This is a genomic window from Streptomyces sp. NPDC005774, from assembly GCF_042871645.1.
GTDB lineage: Bacteria > Actinomycetota > Actinomycetes > Streptomycetales > Streptomycetaceae > Streptomyces > Streptomyces pratens.
On the sequence record NZ_JBIAIV010000011.1, the window covers coordinates 95635 to 113988 of the forward strand.

At 71.0% G+C, this 18354-nt stretch carries 13 protein-coding genes and 1 pseudogene; 6 read left to right on the top strand and 8 right to left on the bottom strand.

From position 1 onward, the window contains the following. The first annotated feature begins 142 nt into the window (after positions 1-142). The gene (locus tag ACFYQA_RS13300) at positions 143-1612 is read left to right on the top strand and encodes a 4-hydroxyphenylacetate 3-hydroxylase family protein (RefSeq protein ID WP_388915905.1); all 1470 of its coding nucleotides are present in this window, start codon (positions 143-145) and stop codon (positions 1610-1612) included. Between the two features lie 228 nt (positions 1613-1840). Here the strand turns inward: ACFYQA_RS13300 and ACFYQA_RS13305 are convergent, their stop codons facing one another. Next, a complete protein-coding gene (locus tag ACFYQA_RS13305) occupies positions 1841-3205 on the bottom strand; it encodes an MFS transporter (protein WP_388915908.1) in 1365 nt (454 codons plus the stop codon). 461 nt (positions 3206-3666) lie between these two features. On the opposite strand from ACFYQA_RS13305, the pseudogene ACFYQA_RS13310 reads away from it, so the two are divergent. Next, positions 3667-4444, top strand: a pseudogene (locus tag ACFYQA_RS13310) (aldo/keto reductase). A gap of 21 nt (positions 4445-4465) precedes the next feature. Here ACFYQA_RS13310 and ACFYQA_RS13315 read toward each other — a convergent pair. From ACFYQA_RS13315 to ACFYQA_RS13335, 5 genes are all read right to left on the bottom strand, one after another. Further along, positions 4466-4927, bottom strand: coding sequence for a pyridoxamine 5'-phosphate oxidase family protein (locus ACFYQA_RS13315; protein ID WP_388915911.1), 462 nt, complete (start codon positions 4925-4927; stop codon positions 4466-4468). An 86-nt stretch (positions 4928-5013) separates the two neighbouring features. Beyond that, positions 5014-6897 (bottom strand): LamG-like jellyroll fold domain-containing protein, encoded by a 1884-nt coding sequence (locus tag ACFYQA_RS13320; RefSeq protein ID WP_388915914.1) that lies wholly within the window; start codon positions 6895-6897, stop codon positions 5014-5016. A gap of 372 nt (positions 6898-7269) precedes the next feature. Next, the gene (locus ACFYQA_RS13325) at positions 7270-7425 is read right to left on the bottom strand and encodes a hypothetical protein (RefSeq protein ID WP_388915917.1); all 156 of its coding nucleotides are present in this window, start codon (positions 7423-7425) and stop codon (positions 7270-7272) included. Between the two features lie 310 nt (positions 7426-7735). Continuing rightward, positions 7736-8989 carry a helix-turn-helix transcriptional regulator gene (locus ACFYQA_RS13330; protein ID WP_388915920.1) on the bottom strand — a complete coding sequence of 418 codons (1254 nt, stop codon included), beginning with the start codon at positions 8987-8989 and terminating at the stop codon, positions 7736-7738. A 151-nt stretch (positions 8990-9140) separates the two neighbouring features. Then, positions 9141-10781: an IucA/IucC family protein gene (locus ACFYQA_RS13335; protein ID WP_388915923.1), complete on the bottom strand. Its 1641-nt coding sequence runs from the start codon at positions 10779-10781 to the stop codon at positions 9141-9143. 105 nt (positions 10782-10886) lie between these two features. On the opposite strand from ACFYQA_RS13335, the gene ACFYQA_RS13340 reads away from it, so the two are divergent. The 3 genes from ACFYQA_RS13340 to ACFYQA_RS13350 are packed head-to-tail and all read left to right on the top strand — an operon-like array spanning position 10887 to position 14567. Continuing rightward, positions 10887-12401: an IucA/IucC family protein gene (locus ACFYQA_RS13340; RefSeq protein ID WP_388915926.1), complete on the top strand. Its 1515-nt coding sequence runs from the start codon at positions 10887-10889 to the stop codon at positions 12399-12401. A 58-nt stretch (positions 12402-12459) separates the two neighbouring features. Continuing rightward, on the top strand, positions 12460-13734 hold the full coding sequence (locus tag ACFYQA_RS13345) for a VWA domain-containing protein (protein WP_388915929.1): 1275 nt from the start codon (positions 12460-12462) through the stop codon (positions 13732-13734). Then, positions 13734-14567: a hypothetical protein gene (locus tag ACFYQA_RS13350; protein WP_388915932.1), complete on the top strand. Its 834-nt coding sequence runs from the start codon at positions 13734-13736 to the stop codon at positions 14565-14567. Before ACFYQA_RS13345 ends, ACFYQA_RS13350 begins: the two co-directional genes overlap by 1 nt. Before the next feature lie 133 nt (positions 14568-14700). Here ACFYQA_RS13350 and ACFYQA_RS13355 read toward each other — a convergent pair whose 3' ends face one another. After that, positions 14701-15369 (bottom strand): winged helix-turn-helix transcriptional regulator, encoded by a 669-nt coding sequence (locus ACFYQA_RS13355; protein WP_388915935.1) that lies wholly within the window; start codon positions 15367-15369, stop codon positions 14701-14703. Positions 15370-15458: 89 nt separating this feature from the next. Here ACFYQA_RS13355 and ACFYQA_RS13360 point away from each other — a divergent pair, with 89 nt between their 5' ends. Next, the gene (locus ACFYQA_RS13360; protein WP_388915937.1) at positions 15459-16667 is read left to right on the top strand and encodes a pyridoxal phosphate-dependent aminotransferase; all 1209 of its coding nucleotides are present in this window, start codon (positions 15459-15461) and stop codon (positions 16665-16667) included. Positions 16668-16802: 135 nt separating this feature from the next. Here ACFYQA_RS13360 and ACFYQA_RS13365 read toward each other — a convergent pair whose 3' ends face one another. Continuing rightward, on the bottom strand, positions 16803-18143 hold the full coding sequence (locus tag ACFYQA_RS13365) for an MFS transporter (RefSeq protein ID WP_388915940.1): 1341 nt from the start codon (positions 18141-18143) through the stop codon (positions 16803-16805). Positions 18144-18354 lie beyond the last annotated feature (211 nt).

Consider the following 18354-nt stretch of genomic DNA (forward strand, 5'->3'; position numbering starts at 1 on the left):
CCTCCGCCCCGCCTCCGCTCCCCCGGCCGGACCGTCACCGCGACGGTCCGGCGGCCCCCCTGCGCCGACGTCCGGGAGCCGGGCCACCTCGTCGCGTCCCGCTCGGACGCACTCACCAAGCCTCAGCACAAGGAGTGACCACGTGGGACTTCGTTCGGGTGCCGCGTACCTGGAGGGCCTGAGGGACGGGCGCAGCCTGTACATCAACGGTGAGCGGGTCGACGACGTCACCGCCCACCCCGCCTTCCAGGGCGTGCTGACGACGCTCGCCGGACTCTACGACGCGCAGCTGGACCCGGAGTTCGCCGACGTCCTGACAGTGTGGGACGAGGCGTCCGGGGAGGCCCACAGCACCACCCTGCTCGAGGCGCGCACCCACGACGACGTGCTGGCCAGGCTGCGCTGCGACCGGCTCCGCACCGAGCTGACCTACGGCATGATGGGCCGGCTCCCCGACTTCATGAACGCCTACCTGCTCGACGTCCGAAGCAGCCTCGAGCACGTCGGCAAGCACGAGGAGGCGGCCCGCATGGGCACCTACCTCGCGCGGCTGCGCCGGGAGGACCTCGCGGTCACCCACACGCTGGTGGACCCGCAGAGCGACCGCTCGACGCAGGACGCCCCGCCGGAGGCCGTGCGGATCGTGGAGCGTCGCGAGGACGGCATCGTGATCCGGGGCGCCCGTCTGCTGTCCACCCTCGCCCCGGTGGCCGACGAGGTCTTCGTCGGCCCCTACGTGCCGCGCCGGCCCGGCCAGGAGGACTACGCCCTGGTCTGCACGCTTCCGCTCGACGCGCCCGGCCTCAAGATCGTCTGCCGGCAGGCGTACGACCGTGGGGACAGTCTCTTCGACACCCCGCTGAGCGGCCGGTTCGACGAGGGCGACGCGATCCTCGTCTTCGACGACGTCTTCGTCCCCGAGGAGCGGGTCGTCGTCGCCGGCGACCTGGACGCATACAACAACGTGGTGCGCAACGCGGTCGGTTACGGCCCGCTCCAGGGCGCGGCCCGCAGCACCTCCAAACTGAAGTTCCTGGCCGGGCTCGCCACCGTGGCCGCGCGGACCACGGGCCGGGCGACCTCGCCGCGCTATCAGGAGGAACTCGGCGAGGTCATGGGCCTGTTGAACGTCGCCGAGGGCATCCTCGACGGAGCCGCGGTCGATCTGAGCCGCCGAATCGGCGGGCGTCGCGAACCCGGGTCGGCGGTGCGCGGCCACGGCTGCCCGACGGAGGAGTCGCGGGTCGGTATCGCGGCGCTGACCTTCTTCTTCCCGCACGCGATCGCCAGGGCGGTCGAGGTGCTCCGGCTGGTCGCGGGCAGCGGCGCGATCGTGATGACCGAGGGCGAGCTGCGGCACGAGGAGATCAGTCACCTCGTGGAGAAGTACGTCCACGGCCCGGAGGTCGGCGCCGAGCGCCGCCTCCAAGTCATGCGGATGGTTTGGGACATGACCTGCAGCCCGTTCGCCGCCCGCCAGGCACTCTACGAGCGCTACTACACCGGCGACCCGGTCGTCGGCAGGGTCCTGTTCTTCAACGCGCCGAAGACCCGCGAGGCGGAGGCCCTCGCCGAACGCCTGCTGGAGGCCGCGCCCGGGAACCCGGCCTGAGCCGTCCCGGTGAGACCGGCTGATCGGAATTCGTGACGATCGGATCGATCGGATCGCCGAAGCTCCGCGTGAGGGTCGGCTCGGCGAGGTTGAATGCCTTGAGATCAGCCTGGCCTGCGCCGAGGACACGCCGGCCCCACTCGAAGCCGCTCTCAAGCCCACAGTCACCCACCCGGGCTTGCCGGCCTTCGGCAGATCGCCGGACGGTCCGGCGGCCCTGGTCTGTTGTCATGAACCGGTTTCAGTGGCTGCGCCATGAGCCGCCTCACTGTCGCGGGCGGCCGTCTCGTGGGCTTCGGAACGGGCAACCGCCGGCGGCGCGTCCTGCACGGCCGGAAGCTCCCGTCCCAGGCGTGCGAGCGGGGACAGAGCCATCACCACCGGGGACAACATCATGCCCGCGGCCGTCACCAGGAGGCTGGTGCGCAGCCCCCACTCCATCGCGAGAAACCCGCCGAGCAGGGAGCCGAGCGGGGCCATCCCCATGCCGACAAACGTGATCGTCGCGGCCGCGCGGCCCTGCATCCCGTCCGGAGTGACGGCCTGCCGCACGGCCATGACCGTGACATTCACCAACTGGCCGGCGGCCCCGAACACGAAGTTGATCGCCAGGAGCGCGGAAACCGTCACCGCCGAGGAGCCGTGCAGCGCGAGCACGCACAGGAACACGCCGTCACCGAGTGCCGCCGCGGCCACGAGCACCGGGCCGTAACCGAACCGGCCCGGCAGGCGAGCGGCCAGCAGCGCGCCCGGCCCCGTCGCCGCGAGCGCCAGCCCGACGGTGGTGCCGGACAGGTGCAGTTCCCGCGGCAGGAAGAGCAGATAGACGGTCATCATGGCCGCGAAGGAGAACTGGAAGGCGGCAGAGGCCAGACACACGGTCCGCAGCGAGGTGTCGCCGACGACGAAACGGAGGCCCTCATGGATCCGTCGCCAGACCCGCGGGGGACGTTCCGAGCGTTCCGGGATCGATTCGGTCCGACGGATCCGCCGGATCGACAGGAACGACAGCGCGAAGAACACCGCGCTGGAGACGGCAGCGAGCGGCGCCGACAGCAGGGACACCAACGCACCGCCGAGGGCGGGCCCGCCGATCTGCGCCGCGGACCGGCTGCCCTCGAGCGCGCTGTTGCCCTGCAGCAACTGATCGCGTTGCACCAGTCGTACGAGAGAGGCCTGATAGGCCACGTCGAAGAACACGGACAGCGCCCCGACGGCGAAGGCGACCACGAGCAGCGCGGGCAGACCGAACCAACCGAGGAGACCGGCCACGGCGGCGGCGCCCAGTATCAGGGTCCGGCCGGCGTCCGTCACCACCATCACCGCGCGGGTCCGCCACCTGTCCACCCATGCGCCGACGAAGAGCGAGAGCAACAGGATCGGCGCCTGCCCCACCGCGCGCAGGACGCCCAACTCGCCGGCGCCGGCGTCGAGCGTCAGGACGGCGAAGAGCGGGAGAACGATCAGAGTGGTGTGTTCGCCGAGTTGGGAGGCCGTCTGGCCCACCCAGAGTCTGCGGAAGTCGCGATCCCGCCACAGACTCGACGGAACGGGTCGACCGGAATCGGGCACAGCGGAGGAAGTGGACGGCACGAAGATCCCTTGAATTGCCGACGACGAGGCCCATCACCCGGCGCACACCGGGTGCGCCTGCGATTCAGGCAGGGGAAGGCTCGCTGTGCCGCAACATCAAGGGCAGCACGCGATGACAGGCCGGTCACGGCCTACAACGTCAACGCGCGCTCGGACGACCGGGCATGTCTTAGCTCCTCGTGGGTGACTCACCGCGCCCAAACCCTAGCCCGCGGCGGCCCGACACGAAAGGCGGCCTCGCTCGTCGGCAGGCAGTGAAAGGCCGCCACTGAACTGCTGGAAGATGCCTTGACGATCGGCAACCATGTGCTGGCCGGGGGCCGATCCCCGTCAAGGGTGATTTCCGTGGCCAACTGCGCTGCTGGTATCGCCCTTTGAACGAGGGGGGAAGACACCACGTGACATCGACCGAGTTCCGTATCGGCGGGGATCTGGGCGTACGGCGGCTGGGATTCGGGGCCATGCACCTGTCGACGGAACCGGGGCCGGCTCGCGAGGCGCGCTCGCGGTCGCCCGGCGGGCCGTCGAACTGGGCGTCACGCTCATCGACACCACGCATCTGTACGGCGGCGGAGCCAACGAGGAACTCCTGGCCGAGGCCCTGCACCCCTACCCGGACGACCTGCTGATCACCACCAAGGTCGGGGTCGCCCGCACCGGCCCCGGGGGCGAGTGGAAGCTCGACGGGCGGCCGGCCCTCCTGCGCGACCAGGTCGACCAGGCCCTGCGCCGACTGCGCGTCGCAGCGGATCGAGTTGCTTCAGCTTCACCGCATCGACCCCGAGACCCCGCTCGCCGACCAGGTGGGCACCCTGCGGGACCTGCGGACCGAGGGGAAGATCGGCAGGATCGGGCTGTCCGAGGCCACCGTCGACGAGCTCGGCCGGGCACGGGAGATCGTCGACATCGCGAGCGTGCAGAACCGGTACAGCCTGCTCGACCGTGAGTACGAGCCCGTGCTCGCGGCCTGCGAAGCGGCGGGAATCGCGTTCCTGCCATGGCGCCCCGCCGCCTGGGGCGGAAGCGGGGGCGACGGCCGAAATCGCCGCGGTCGCGGCCGAACTCGAAGCCGCCCCCACACAGGTCGCGCTGGCCTGGCTCCTCGACCACTCGCCGGTGATCCTCCCGATCCCCGGCACCGCCCGGATCGACCACCTGGAGGAGAACGTCGCCGCAGAACGTCTCGAGCTGACCCCGGTCCACCGCGAACGCCTCGGCCGTCTGCACGAAGCGGGATAGGAATCGGTTTCTCCGGCCCGCCTACCCGGCGATGTCGAGCGCCGTTCCGTACAGCCGGTCCACCTTCAGGCGGATGACCACCCGGCGTTCGGCGACCAGTTGCTCCAGGAACGCGGCTTCGTCCTTCGGCTTCGCGGCTTCCGGAACCAGCGCGAGCAGTTCTCGCCCCACCGCGTCGCCGGGGACCGTCGTGACCTCGGAGACCTCCGCCTCGCCCTCCGCGACGGCGAACGACCACACGTCGCCACCCTGCACATGCAGCGCCGCACGCGGGTCTCGCCGCAGGTGCTTGGGTTTGGCGCGGTCGGCCGTCGTCGAGAACCGCGCGACACGGGCCTCGGCGTCCCAGCTGTAGACCATCGTGGTCAGATGCGGGTGGCCACTGCTCCTGACGGTGGCGAATGTGCCGAATTGCTGCGTACCGAGCAGACGGGAGAGGGTTTCGTCGGACAACGGGCTTGGTCCCGGGTGGTCTTCAGTCATGCTGCGGTCAACGTCAGTGTCCCATAAGGGTGTTCCCTGAGGTGGCGACGGACGTTGACCGAAGCATGGCGGCGGACAGCGGGCGATCACCTGCCGCGTTGCATGAAGTCCTCCGGACGCAGGGCGCGTTCGACGATGCGGGTGTCGCCGATCCAGCCGTAGAAACCCTGCCCGAACTTCTCGGCGAACTGGGTACCGCCGATGACGAACGGCTTGCCGAGCGTCTCGATGCCGGTGGCGGGCCGGGTCGGGTTGCGGACGATCTTCGAGCCGTCCACGTACATCACCGTGCGCCGGCCGTCGTTGACGACGGCGATGTGGATCCATCGGCCGACGGGCAGCGTGTGGCTCCAGGAGGTGGGGTCGGCATCCTGTACGTCCGGGTAGAGGACGAACTGCAGGAAGCGCTCCGGCGAGACGTTCAGACTGCAGGTGGGCTCGTCCTTGGACCAGCCCGTGGTCTTGCCGGCGTCCCCGTTGCGGCCCTCCCAGCTGAGGATGCCCATCCAGGCGTGGTCGCCCTCGAACGGGTCGGGCAGCTTGATGAACGTCTCGATGGTGAAGCCGGAACGGAACGTCGAACTGTTCAGCGGTGCCCCGGACTTCGTGGTGAGTACGGCACCGCGGTCGGGCTGCTTGCCCCCGTCGAAGCGCAGGCTGGCGTGGGCGGGCTGGTCGCCGTGGTGGTCGGCGGACCAGGTGACGATGTCGGCGGCGCTGTCGTGCAGCAGTTGCAGGGACAGGTCGTTGCCGTTCCCCGTCAGGTCGCGGACCGTCGTCCCCTCGGGCACCGGGAGGCCGGGGCGGACGGGGCCGGACGAACCGTCGGCGTCGAAGCGCCAGTAGGCCACCGTCCCGCGGGGCATGACCCGGTGCGCGGGGCGCGGCTTCGGCGGGGCCACGGGAGCGAAGCTCCCGAACCGGTCAACGAAGTCGATGTCGAGGCTGAACCGGTCGGTGTAACCGGTCAGTTCGAGGGTCTCTGCCTCGAGCGGCGTCCTCTTCCCCGGGTCGCGGGCGAGGAACCAGGGCGCGAAGGTCTCCACATCGATGACATTGCGCACCAGGTCGAAGGCGTACATCCGGATCATGCCGGCACCGCCGTAGTAGCGGTCCTGGTAGTTGGTGATGTGGACGTGCACGTCGTGGCCCGCGTCGTTGGTGAGCACCGTGCGGCCGGGCGGCCAGTAGTGGCCTCCCAAAGCGAGGAAGATCTGGTCGTTGCCCCGGATGATGCTGTCCCACAGACGCTGCCCGTTGCCGGACAGGTGCGCCTCGCCGTCGTCTCCGGCCGAGGCGATGTCATGGGTGGTCAGGATGGCAGGGCAGGTGGGGTGCGCGTCCAGCACACACTGCGCCCAGGCGAGGCCCTTGTCCGAAGCGCGCCAGTCGAGCGCCAGCACCAGCCACTTCCGGTCCGCTGCCCGCAGCACGTGGTAACTGTTGTAGCCGTCGGGAGAGGCACCGCCGAACGTGGGCATCGTCCGGAAGCGGCGGGGCCCGAAGGCGCGCAGGTATGCACTGTCACCGCGCTGGTCGTCGCCCGACGCGATGTCGTGGTTGCCGGCGAGGACGCTGTAGGGGACCTTGCCGTGGAGGGCCCGGAAGGTGTCGGCGGCGAGTTCGATCTCGTCCTCCGTACCGTGCTCCGTGACATCACCGAGGTGCGTCATGAAGGCGATGTTCGCCTCGCCGCGCTCGGACGCCAGGTACTGGAAGGTCGCTCTCAGTGGCTCCGGGTCCGCGCTGTCGGCGTCGAACAGGTACTGCGTGTCGGGCAGTACCGCCACCGAGAAGCGGGGACTCTCCTCGTCGAAGCGGCCCCGCCGGGAGCCGGTGTCCCTGGAGGGTGCGGCGTCCGCCGTTCCTGTCCCGAGCACCGTCGTGGTGGCCCCGGCCGCGGGGACCACGACCGCCGCCTGCAACAGAGACCGGCGTCCCGGTCCGGTGTGGTTCGTGTGCTCGCTCATACGATCTCCCTGTGCGCGAAGGACCCGGTCCGCGAGGATCATGAACGCAGAGGGCAAGCACGGAACGAACCGTCCCTGAACGCAGGACACACGGCACCGGTCCGGACCACCGATCGGTGTCCGCAGCCGGGCCGCACCCCGCCCCTCGGCTCAGTGCGGCCCGGCTTCTGGTCCTGCGGCGCCGGTTTCGCCCTCGGGGCGGAACGCGATAAGTGTGAGCCCGTCGAAGTCGGCAGGAACACGGCGGCGTTCGTCTGCTGTGCGAAGGGTGTAGCCCTGCTCGTTGGATTCCGGGTGACTGAACCGTTCCGGGTTTGATCGAAACCCCAGGACACAGTCACGACCTAGAGTCTCGATCAAACCCGGAACGGTTCACAGCTCCGCCACGCAGCGAGCGAAGTCCTGCCCGAAGCGAACCGTGTCGCCATGGCGGGGCAAAGTGGTCCGGTCGATGAACCAGGTGGCAGCGGCGCGCATGGACACGCTGCCCGGCGGGCCGCTCCCCGTGTCGGGCGAGGTGGTGCTCATCTCGTCCCCACCCGTCCGGTGCAGCAATGGCAGCGACACGGCGGAAACACGCTGCGGACGGGCGCCTGTCCCCAGCGGTCCGTGACGTTCACGCTGCCCCGGTCGTCGATGACGGTCCCGTTCCGATCAACCCGGTAGACGTGAATGGTCATCCTGACCCGCGGCCTTCTGCGGGCTGTAGCGTTCATGACGTCGGTGCTCCTACGCAGCGTTGGCACCCCGGCGTGGTCTCACCATCTCGTCAGGGACTGACGCTTACGAACGTAGAAGCACCTGCGCCCCACTGCCGACCGTAATCCGGTCGCTACTCTCAGGCAGCGAGAACGCCTACCTTCATGGCCAGGTCAGCGGCACGACGGCGACGGGCCGCCTGGGTCGACTCGATCTCTTCGAGAAGGATCGACTGGGCGTAGCCGTTGTATCGGATCGTCTCCGGGGCGGCCTCGAAGGCCTTCTCCAGAGAGGCGACCGCCACGTCCGGCCGGCCGTCGAGCCGGTAGCCACGCGCTTCCTCGATGCGGTGCCGGGCCCGACGGGGCCTCGACTTGATGACGGCCTTGTCCGCCTTCGCCGACTGCCGCACCGCCTCCCCACCTTGATGCAACTCCACGGCCACCGTCACCGCGTGGACCCTCATGATGGCCTGCGAGAAGCTGGTCACCGGGTGGAAGTAGTCCGCGGGCAGCCGGGCCGCCATGACATTGGCCCGGTCCCGGTGCCGCCACGCCGTGCCCGTCTCCCGTCGGTGGGCAGCGGTGTAGCCCAGCTCGAACTCCAGCGCGCCGGCGATGGCGCGGACATCGGCATCGGCGTCCGGCAACAGGCTCCGCAGGTAGGCCAGGGCTTCGCGGTTCACGGCATCGGCGGCGTCGAAGTGGCGGATGCCGCGGTCACGGTGCGCTTGTGCCAGCAGCCAGGATGCGACTCCGATCGCGTGCGGGTCCTCGCTCTCCTGGGCGGCGATCATCCCGCGCTCGGCGACCCGCCACAGCAGGTCGCTGTCGGGCTGGTAGGCGACGAAGAACTGCGACAGGGAGTACGTCTGGGACAGCAGGCACTGCGCCGCGCGCCTGTCGGCGGCCGTGTCCGCGTGCCGTACGAGCGACTGAGTGTCCCGGATGAGGTCGGGCAGCAACTTGCCGATCGCCTCGCGGTGGTTGGGCGACTGGTGTCGTTCCCGCCGGGCCGCGTGCAACCTTGCTTCCACGTGCGCCACCGGCGGCGGCTCCGCGTCGGAGGTGAGCGGAGAGGCGTCGACCGCGGCTTTCACAGCAGCCAGGCGAGGATGGCCGGGCCCGACGAACAGATCTACGTGCCCATCCGGCCGTCCCGTCAGATCCGCCAGGTCGCGGACCCGTAGAGCCTCAGCGATCCGTATCACCATGCCGAGAGCCGGTGCCTTCTGCTGTCCGTTCTCGATCTTCCGCATGGTGTGGGGCGAGAGGCCCACAAGGTCGGCGAGTTGGGCCTGCGTCATTCCACGGCGCTCGCGAAGGATCTGCACCCGCTGGCCGAAGCGCAGCGGGTCGACGTACGGATCGGGGGATACCTCTGGAGGCTTCACGGCCTTGCCCCTCTTAGCAACTTCGTCACTACAAGGGTAGGCGCAAGGCCGGTTCTCGTGTGGGTTGCTGTGTCATGCGGTGGAAGTGAAGTGCCTCCATCTGGGGGGAGCTCGCATCGCGCGACGCAACCGGCCCCTCGCTTGCCGGTGCCTACGGCTCCGCCAGTGGATTGCGCACCGGCAGGTAGCGGGCCGCTGCTCCGTCGGCGGCGGTCCAGCGCAGGAGGAGGTTGGTCTTGGCGGGGAGGGTGGGGGTGGTGAGGAGGGCGCGGGCTTCCGGGAGGGGGTGGCGGGAGAGTTCCCGGCGGGCTGCGGGCCAGGGGGTGAAGCCCGGGTGGTGTTCGGTCAGGGCTGCTGCGATTTCCGTCAGGTGGTTGACGATGAGGCAGTAGACGAGGCGTTCCCAGCCCGCTTCCCTCGTCACCTCCGGCAGTAGTTTCACGCCCTCGGCGTCCCGGTACAGGGCCTGGACGGGCATGCCCTCGGTGTCGACGGCGATCAGGGTGTTCTGCAGGTGGGCCTCGACGACGACTCCGTGCCGGGCGAAGGCCGTCAGCACCGGGGGGACGGCCTGGGCCAGGTAGGCCTCCCACCAGGTGGCGGGGGCGGTGGTGGTGGCGAGGGGGTTGCCCTCGTAGTCCTCGGTCAGGGCAGCGGCGAGGTGCGGGGTGGTGCCGGGCATCAGGTGGCGGTGCAGGCCGTCGCGGACCAGTACGGCCAGTTCCTCGAAGGCGAAGTCCGCGGTGCGGTATCCGCGGTCGCTCAGCCAGGCCGCGGGGGCGTCGGGGATGGCCGAGGCGGCGAAGGCCTCGCCGGTGGCCTGGTCCGTTCTGCGAAGCTTCAGCAGGTCGTGGCGCCACAGGCGGCGGATGTCGTTGGTGATGCGCACGTCCAGGCTGAACTTCAGGAACAGGTCGTGTGCGGGGGTGTACACGGTGCGGATCGCGGCCGTGGGCCATACCGGGAACCCGGTCGTGCCGAGCCTGATCAGGCGGCCGTCGGCGAACGCGGGGGCCAGGCTCCGGGCCGCCAACTCCACCTGCCAGGGGTGGGCCGGCAGCAGACGGTAGCCGGGCGGGGCGGTGCCCAGCCGGTCCAGGGACGAGGTGTCGCCCTCCTCCACCACCGCGTCCTCGCGCAGTCCCAGCAGCGTCAGCGGGAAGCGGGCGTACGCCTCCGGCGCGTACGGCAGCCAGCTCGCCGTGGGGCCGGCGCCGCGCGCCTTGGGGGCGGGGTGGTGGGTGTGGCCGGTGAGCAGGGACTGTTCGGAGCGGAGGTAGGGGTCGGTGGGCGGGGTGGCGCCTGCTCGTGCGGCGAGCAGCGCGGCCACCGCGTCGCGGCTGTCGGTCATCTCGGCCGGCAGTTCCTGGTTGGGCACACCGGTGTACCGGCGCAGCTCCTCGGCGACGAGTTTCACCAGTTCCGGGTGGCCGAGGCGGCGCCAGGTGCCGTCGTCCGCGCGTACCTCGGGTGCGGTGGGGCGCCGGGTGCCGTGGACACGTAGCAGGCGGCCGGTGCCGGGCAGGCGGTAGGTCCGGGGGGTGTCCGCTTTGTTTTCCCGTCCCCGGTCCCGGTCCCGGTCCCGGTCTTGGCCTTGGCCTTGGCCTTGGCCCTGGCCCCGGCCCTGGCTCTCGTCCGCGTCCGGCACCGGTTGTGCGACCTCGCGCAGCAGGCAGTTCAGGAGCGGTACGGCCGCGTACGCGTCGGCGTGGGCGGTCAGTTGGGCTTCCTCGTGGGCGCGGGGTGCCGCGTCGTCGTCTGCGGGCGGGGGCATGAGGTCCACGCGTTCCACTGTTTCCCTACGGTCTGTCCGGACGGAGACGATCAGTATGTCCGCGTGTCCGCCACGGACCGGCAGTTCGTTCCGCAGCACCTTTCGTACCCGAGGAGCCCGCCTGTGCACCGTCCCTCCCCCGTCGAGGCCGAAATCGCCGACGAGCTGGCCGACGTACGGCCCGCGCTGGTGTCCCGGTACGCGGCAGCGCTGCCGGGTGCCCGCGCGGCCGTGCTGAGCCGGCTGTGGCGCGGTCTCGCGCACGATCCGCTGCCGTGGGTCGCGCGCCGGGAGCCGGACCGTGACGGGCTCACGTTGCGGCTGACGGACGGCCGTCGGCTGCGCGGCCCGCGTCCGGATCCGTATGCGACCGCCGCGTACGTCACCGTCGTACGGCTGGACGGGGTGGCGTACGGCGATCCGGCACGGTTGATGGGGGAACTCGCCGTACCGCACTCGGCTGCCTTCGCCGCCGAACTCGCTCACAGTGCCGCCTCGTTGGCGCTGTCTCGGGCAAACGATCCGAGGGAGGGCGGCGTGGGCGGATGGGCCCGGGACCAGGAGTGGGAGTGGGAGCAGCGGGTGGTCGACGGGCATCCGTTCCATCCCAGCTGTCGTTCCCGGCCCGGCTTTTCGGTGGCCGACCAGTTGGCGTACGGGCCCGAGCACCGGCCTGTCGTGGAGTTGGGGCTGATTCCGGTACCGGCCGGGGACTGTCTGGTGACGGGGGTCTGGCCGGAGTGGCTGCGGGACGGGGAGCGGGTGGTGATCCCGGTGCATCCCTGGCAGGCGGCGCATGTGCTCAAGCGGGAGCCGTCGGGTCGGATGGCGGCGCGTCCACTGATGGCGCTGCGGACGCTCGCGCTGCCCGACGGGCCGCATGTGAAGACCGCGTTGAGCGCGCGGCTGACGTCGTCGGTGCGGGACATCTCGCTCGGTTCGGTCGCCGCGTCGGCGGTGTTGTCGGAGTTCGGGGAGTCGATGGCGGCGCGGGCCGGCGGGCTGTTGCACATCACCCGCACCCTGGGCGCCGCGGCGGCCGGTTCCGCCGGTCTGGCGGCCGTGGTCCGCGAGTCGCCGCAGGAGTACGCGGCGGCCGGGGAGCGGGTGGTGCCGGTGGCGGCCCTGCCCGCGACCGGGCTGCCCCGCTCCCCCGCCTGGGTGGCCCGGTTCGCGCGGCTCGCCCTGACGGTGGGGCTGCGGCTGCTCGACCTGGGCCTGGCGTTGGAGGCGCACGGTCAGAACCTCCTGGTCGTGCTGTCGGCGGACGGGGAGCCGGTGCGGCTCGTCTACCGTGATCTGGCCGATCTGCGGGTCAGTCCCGCGCGGCTCGCCCACCATGGCATCCTGGCACCCGAGTTGCCCGCCCGCATGGTGACGGACGACGAACGGGTGCTGCGGCGCAAGCTGTTCGGTTCGCTGGTGGCGGGCTCGCTGGCCGGTACGGCGGGTTCCGGTCCGGCGCTGCGGGCCGTGCTGGAGAGCGTCGTACGGGATCTGCCGCGCACCCCGGACCTGGCGGCGCTGCGCGGCGAGCCGTTGCCCGCGAAGGCGCTGACCTTGATGCGGCTTTCGCCGCGGGCGGCCGGGGACGAATGGGCGGAACTGCCCAATCCCCTTCAAGACGAGTGCCTGTAGGGCCGGACCTGGAGCCCCGCCTTTGGAGCAGGGCGCCCCCGGTCCATAGGATCCGGCGATGATCAGAAGAAAATGGCCGGCAGCGGGCGTCGGTGTCCTGCTCGCCGCTCTGACGGCGGGGCTCGCCTTCCCGTCCACGGCGGTCGCCGGTGAACCCACGGGCCAGGACGCGCCCCAGGTCGACCTCGTCCTCGATGTGAGCGGCTCGATGCGGACCCGGGACATCGACGGGCAGTCCCGGATGGCCGCGGCGAAGCAGGCGTTCAACGAGGTGCTGGACGCGACGCCGGAGGAGGTCGAGCTGGGGATCCGTACTCTCGGTGCCAACTACCCCGGTGACGACAAGAAGGAGGGCTGCAAGGACACCGCGCAGCTCTATCCGGTCGGCCCGCTGGACCGCACGGAGGCCAAGACGGCGGTGGCCACGCTGAGCCCGACCGGCTGGACCCCGATCGGTCCCGCGCTGCTGAAGGCGGCCGACGACTTCAAGGACGGCAACGGTTCCAAGCGGATCGTGCTGATCAGCGACGGCGAGGACACCTGCGCCCCGCTCGACCCGTGCGAGGTGGCCCGGGAGATAGCGGCCAGGGGCATCGGCCTGACCATCGACACCCTGGGCCTGGTGCCGAACGCCAAGTTGAGCCGGCAGCTCAGCTGCATTGCCGAGGCGACCGGGGGCACCTACACCTCGGTCGAGCACCAGGACGAACTGACCGAGCGTGTGAACGAGTTGGTGGACCGTGCGGCCGAGCCGGTGGTGACGCCGGTCGCGACCGAGGGTGCCGCGTCGTGCGCGAAGGCGCCGACCCTGGAGTCCGGTCTCTACACGGACCGGGAGGAGTTCGGGCAGCAGCGCTGGTACCGGGTGGACGTGCTGCCGGGACAGGAACTGCGCGCCTCGGTGAGTGTGGCGGCGGACCGGGCGGTGAACCCGGACTACGGCGTGCTGCTGCGGGCCGTCACGGTGCACAACCGGGAGATCGTCCGCGGTGAGGCCGCGGGCACCGGCCGTACGGACGCCCTGTCCACCGGCCTGCGCTACCCGAAGTCCGAGCGGGACGACGACGACAGCGACAAGCCGGCTGCCGAGACGGTGTGCCTGGCGGTGACCAACTCGTTCTCGCCGGGCTCCGGTGTGAAGACCACGCCCGGTCTGCCGCTGGAACTGACCATCGATGTCGTGGAGGGCCCGGACGGGTCGAGCGACGTGGCCTCCTTCGGCCTGGGCCGGGGCTGGTGGCTGCTCGGCACGCTGGTTCTCGCCGGCTTCCTCGCCGGTCTCGTCTGGGGCTGGCTGTCACGCTGGCGGCTCGCGGTCTGGAGGACCAGCTGATGCGTATCACCCGCTTGTTGGGCGCCGCCCTGCTGACGTTCGGACTGTCCGCTGCCGCCGTGGCCCCCGCCGCGGCCGACTCCACCCCCTCTCCCGGCGCGTCGTCCGAGGACAGCGCCGGACCGACCCGCGCGGGCACCTCGTTCCGTACCGCGACGGAGTTCGAGCAGGGGCAGACCGCGACGGCGCGCGCGTCCGTCGGCGACTACCTGTACTGGTCGTTCCCGGCGAGTACGGGGCAACGCCCCACCGTCGAGGCGTCGGTGAAGCTGCCCGAGACGCACGCCGCCGAGACCTGGCGGATCGACGTGTACGACGGTCTGCGCCGTCGGCAGGCCTGCCAGTACGGCGCCCAGACCCGCACCGCGGCGGCCGACGCGGCCTCCGTGGAGCTGAAGTGCGTGCTGCGCACGGTCCGCGCCTGGTCGGAGCCGTGGGCCAACGACCCGCTGCCGGGCACGTATTACATACGGCTCACGGCGGTGAACCTCACGGCGGCCGACCTGGGTCAGTCGGTGGGCATCGAAGTCCGCGCCGGCTCCAAGGAGATGGGCGGTGCGGCGGCGGTCGACGGCTCGCTCTCGGAGCCGCTGGTACCGGGTATCGCGCTGCGGAACGCCGCGGACGACCAGGACGGCGACGGTGACGAGAACGACTCGCCGACCGCCGTACTGGCCGACCTCGAGCCCGAGGACGGCTGGACCTCGGGCTGGTGGTCCAGCCGTTGGGTGTGGACCGCGGTGGGCGGTGTGCTGGCCGCACTGGCCGGGGTCGCCGGCTACCGGCTGACGCGGGGAACGGGACGGCCGTCCCGGGTGCCGCCGGGCGCGTGACACCCAGCGGGGCGCCCCAGGGGACGCCCGGCACGTGACGCTCCCAGGAGGCCCGCCTTGTGCGGGCCTCCTCCCGTTCACGACCGTGCCTCCCGTTTGCGGCCGCACTTCCCCTTCGCGGCCGCGCCTCCCGTCACGCCTCCCTCAGTGCCTTGGCGAGCGTGCCGTCGCCGCTCACCGCGACCCGCCCGTCGCGTACCGCGTCGGCGACGGTCGACTCGCCGCAGCTGATCGCCGTGCAGGTTCCGGTGTCGAGGACCAGCGTGGCGTCGGGCTCGCCGGGGGCGGGCCCGTCACCGTAGACCGGCCCGTCCTCGGCCCCGACGTGCAGGTGGAACAGCCCCTCTTCCAGCCTGACTTCGACCAGGCTGCCCCCTCCCACCCCCTCACCCGCGCCCGCACCCACGGCGTCCAGGGTGTCCAGGGCGCGCAGCAGGGGCAGCGCGAACCAGTGCGCCCGCACCGCGTCGGTGGGCCGCCGCTCCCCCAGCGCCCCCTGCCCCCACGCGCCGAGTGCTTGCAGTACGGGCAGCAACGAGCTTCCACGGCCCGTGAGTTCGTACACGTGGGCCGCGCCGGGCGGGGGGAGCCTGCGCCGGGTGGTCAGCCCCTCGCGTTCCATGTCCTTCAGCCGTGAGGCCAGTACGTCCGTGCTGACGCCGGGGAGGTCCGCGTGCAGGTCGGTGTAGCGTCGCGGGCCGGCGAGGAGCTCGCGGACGATCAGCAGGGTCCAGCGGTCGCCGACGGCGTCGAGCGCGCGGGCGGCGGAACAGTACTGGTCGTAGCTTCGGCGAGGTGACATGCGACGCAGTGTAGACAAGGTGTTGGACTTTCCAAGTGGTCACTTGGTAAAACCAAGTGACACGAGATCGGCGTGAGGGGAAGCGGCGCATGGAGTTCCGGCAGTCGAGCAAGCTCAGCGAGGTCTGTTACGAGATCCGCGGCCCGGTCATCGAGCACGCGAACGCGCTGGAGGAGGCGGGGCACAGTGTGCTGCGCCTGAACACCGGGAATCCGGCCCTGTTCGGCTTCGAGGCGCCGGAGGAGATCCTCCAGGACATGATCAGGATGCTGCCGCAGGCGCACGGCTACACCGACTCGCGGGGCGTCCTCTCCGCCCGCCGCGCGGTGGCCCAGCGCTACCAGACCCTGGGCGTGGAGGTCGACGTCGACGACGTCTTCCTCGGCAACGGCGTGTCCGAACTGGTGTCGATGGCCGTCACGGCACTGCTGGAGGACGGCGACGAAGTCCTCATCCCCGCTCCCGACTTCCCCCTCTGGACGGCGGTGACCACCCTCGCGGGCGGCAAGGCGGTCCACTACCTGTGCGACGAACAGGCCGACTGGTACCCGGACCTGGACGACATGGCGTCGAAGATCACGGACCGTACGAAGGCCGTGGTCATCATCAACCCCAACAACCCGACCGGCGCGGTCTATCCGAAGGAGATCGTCGAGGGCATCCTCGATCTGGCCCGCCGGCACGGCCTGATGGTCCTCGCCGACGAGATCTACGACCAGATCCTCTACGACGACGCCGTGCACCACTCGGCCGCCGCGCTCGCCCCCGACCTGGTCGTCCTCACCTTCTGCGGGCTGTCGAAGACGTACCGCGTGGCGGGTTTCCGCTCCGGCTGGCTGGTGGTCACGGGCCCGAAGCAGCATGCGAAGAACTATCTGGAGGGCCTGACCATGCTGGCCTCCATGCGCCTGTGCGCCAACGCGCCCGCCCAGTACGCCATCCAGGCCGCGCTCGGCGGCCGCCAGTCCATCCGTGAGCTGACCGCCCCCGGCGGACGCCTGCACGAACAGCGGGACGTGGCCTGGCGCATGCTCAACGACATCCCCGGCGTGAGCTGCGTCAAGCCCAAGGGCGCCCTGTACGCGTTCCCCCGTATCGATCCGGCGGTTCACAAGATCCACGACGACGAGAGGTTCGTCCTCGACCTGCTCCTGCGGGAGAAGATCCAGGTGGTCCAGGGCACCGGCTTCAACTGGCCCTCCTCCGATCACTTCCGCATCCTGACCCTCCCCCACGCGGACGTCCTGGAGACGGCGATCGGCCGCATCGGTCGGTTCCTGGGCGGCTACCGCCAGTAGCGGCCGGTCAGCCACGCTCCGGCCGTACGCAGCTTCCCGTATGGATCCGGCCGGGCCGCCGGTGAGACTCCCCGCCCGACGAGGACGCCCCGCCTCCTGCGGGAGACGGGGCGTCGCGCCTCGCGGCGGTGGGCGTCAGGCCTGGCGGTTCGGGATGGCGAGGAGGGCCGCGGCGCTCAGGGCGGCGGCTGCGGCGAAGACGTAGAAGACCGTGGTCGGGCCGAGAGAGGCCGTCAGGATCCAGCCGCCGAGCAGCGGCGCCGCGATCGCGCCGCCGCGCCCGAAGCCCGAGACGTAGCCGAGTGCCGTGGCCCGGATCGAGGCCGGGTAGCTGGACGCCACCCAGTCGTTGAGCACGGTCAGGGACGAATGGGCACCGACACCGGCGAGCGCGGTCAGACAGAGGACCACGACGGTGTTGCCGCCCAACGACAGGCCGACGACGGCGACCGCGGAGAGCGCCGCACTGCCGATGGTGACGAAGCGCGGGCCGATCCGGTCGGCGACGGCGGCGATGGCGAACGAGCCGATCACGGCACCCAGATTGAGCACGAGCGTGAACTGCAGCGCCGAGCCGAGCGGGTAGTCCATCTCGCGCATCAGCTGGGTCAGCCAGGTGTTCAGGCCGTACCAGGCCAGGAGCACCGCGAAGTTGGCGACGACGAACAGCACGGTGGTGCGGGCTCGGCCGTCCGACAGCACGGAGCGGGCCGGTGAGGGGTTCTTCGCCTCGGCCGTCGGTCCGCCGGACGCGAGGCCTCCGCCGGACCCGGGGCTGCCGACGGACACCGTCGAGGGAGTGGCTCGAGGGTCGGGGGCGTCGGCCGCTCCGGGCCGCGAGTCCGGCAGCAGGGCGTACGCGCCGGCGAACACCAGCGTCGACAGCGCCGCGCCGACACCGAACAGGCCGCGCCAACCGAGGGACTCGCCCCACGCGGCGGCGGTGAGCGCGGCGAGCACACCGCCGACCGGAACGCCCGCGAGGACGATGGTCGCCACCAGCGCGGAGCGGCCGCGCGGCGCGTACTCCTTCGCGAGGGCCACGCAGGACGGCATCACACCGCCCATGCCGATACCGGCGAGCAGTCGGAAGAGGCCGAACTGCCAGGGCGTGGCGGCGACGGCACAGCCGACGGTGAACAGGGTGAAGATCACTCCCGACGCCAGCACGAGCCGACGCCTGCCGAGACGGTCGGCGAGGGGCCCGCAGACGATGGCGCCGATGAGCATGCCCAGATAGACGAGGCTGCCGAGAGTTCCGGCGAGGGACTTGTCGAAGCCCAGATTCGAGTCGGCGAGCATCGACGGCATCGCCACGCCGTAGACGATGAGGTCGAACCCCTCGACCGTGATCGCCGCCGTACACAGGGCGACGACCGCACGGGTCAGGGCGCGGGTGCGCCGGTCCGTCGGGTCCGGAGCGGGGGGCCGGGCGGAAGCGCGGGCGGAAGCGGGTGCTTGAACATCAGTGGTCATGCGGCCACGTCCTGTCGCGGAGAGGTGGGGGAAGGGAGCCGGGCGGGCCGCGATGCGGAGCGCCGACCCGGTGGGCGGCTCCGCAGACCCCGGTGTCCTTCCGGCGACAAGCGAATGACCCATCGGTGACCAGAATGGAAGCAGCCCTGTTGCGCAGAGAGCAACAAAACTGTCCAGTAGTTCCGCTCTGCGGTACAGGAGGGAGCATCTT

What these genes read in the sequence shown, in the direction of transcription:
- ACFYQA_RS13365 (WP_388915940.1), bottom strand. Translation starts at nt 18,143, where the DNA reads ATGACCACTGATGTTCAAGCACCCGCTTCCGCCCGCGCTTCCGCCCGG.
- ACFYQA_RS13360 (WP_388915937.1), top strand. Translation starts at nt 15,459, where the DNA reads ATGGAGTTCCGGCAGTCGAGCAAGCTCAGCGAGGTCTGTTACGAGATC.
- ACFYQA_RS13320 (WP_388915914.1), bottom strand. Translation starts at nt 6,897, where the DNA reads ATGAGCGAGCACACGAACCACACCGGACCGGGACGCCGGTCTCTGTTG.
- ACFYQA_RS13315 (WP_388915911.1), bottom strand. Translation starts at nt 4,927, where the DNA reads ATGACTGAAGACCACCCGGGACCAAGCCCGTTGTCCGACGAAACCCTC.
- ACFYQA_RS13345 (WP_388915929.1), top strand. Translation starts at nt 12,460, where the DNA reads ATGATCAGAAGAAAATGGCCGGCAGCGGGCGTCGGTGTCCTGCTCGCC.
- ACFYQA_RS13350 (WP_388915932.1), top strand. Translation starts at nt 13,734, where the DNA reads ATGCGTATCACCCGCTTGTTGGGCGCCGCCCTGCTGACGTTCGGACTG.
- ACFYQA_RS13355 (WP_388915935.1), bottom strand. Translation starts at nt 15,369, where the DNA reads ATGTCACCTCGCCGAAGCTACGACCAGTACTGTTCCGCCGCCCGCGCG.
- ACFYQA_RS13325 (WP_388915917.1), bottom strand. Translation starts at nt 7,425, where the DNA reads ATGAGCACCACCTCGCCCGACACGGGGAGCGGCCCGCCGGGCAGCGTG.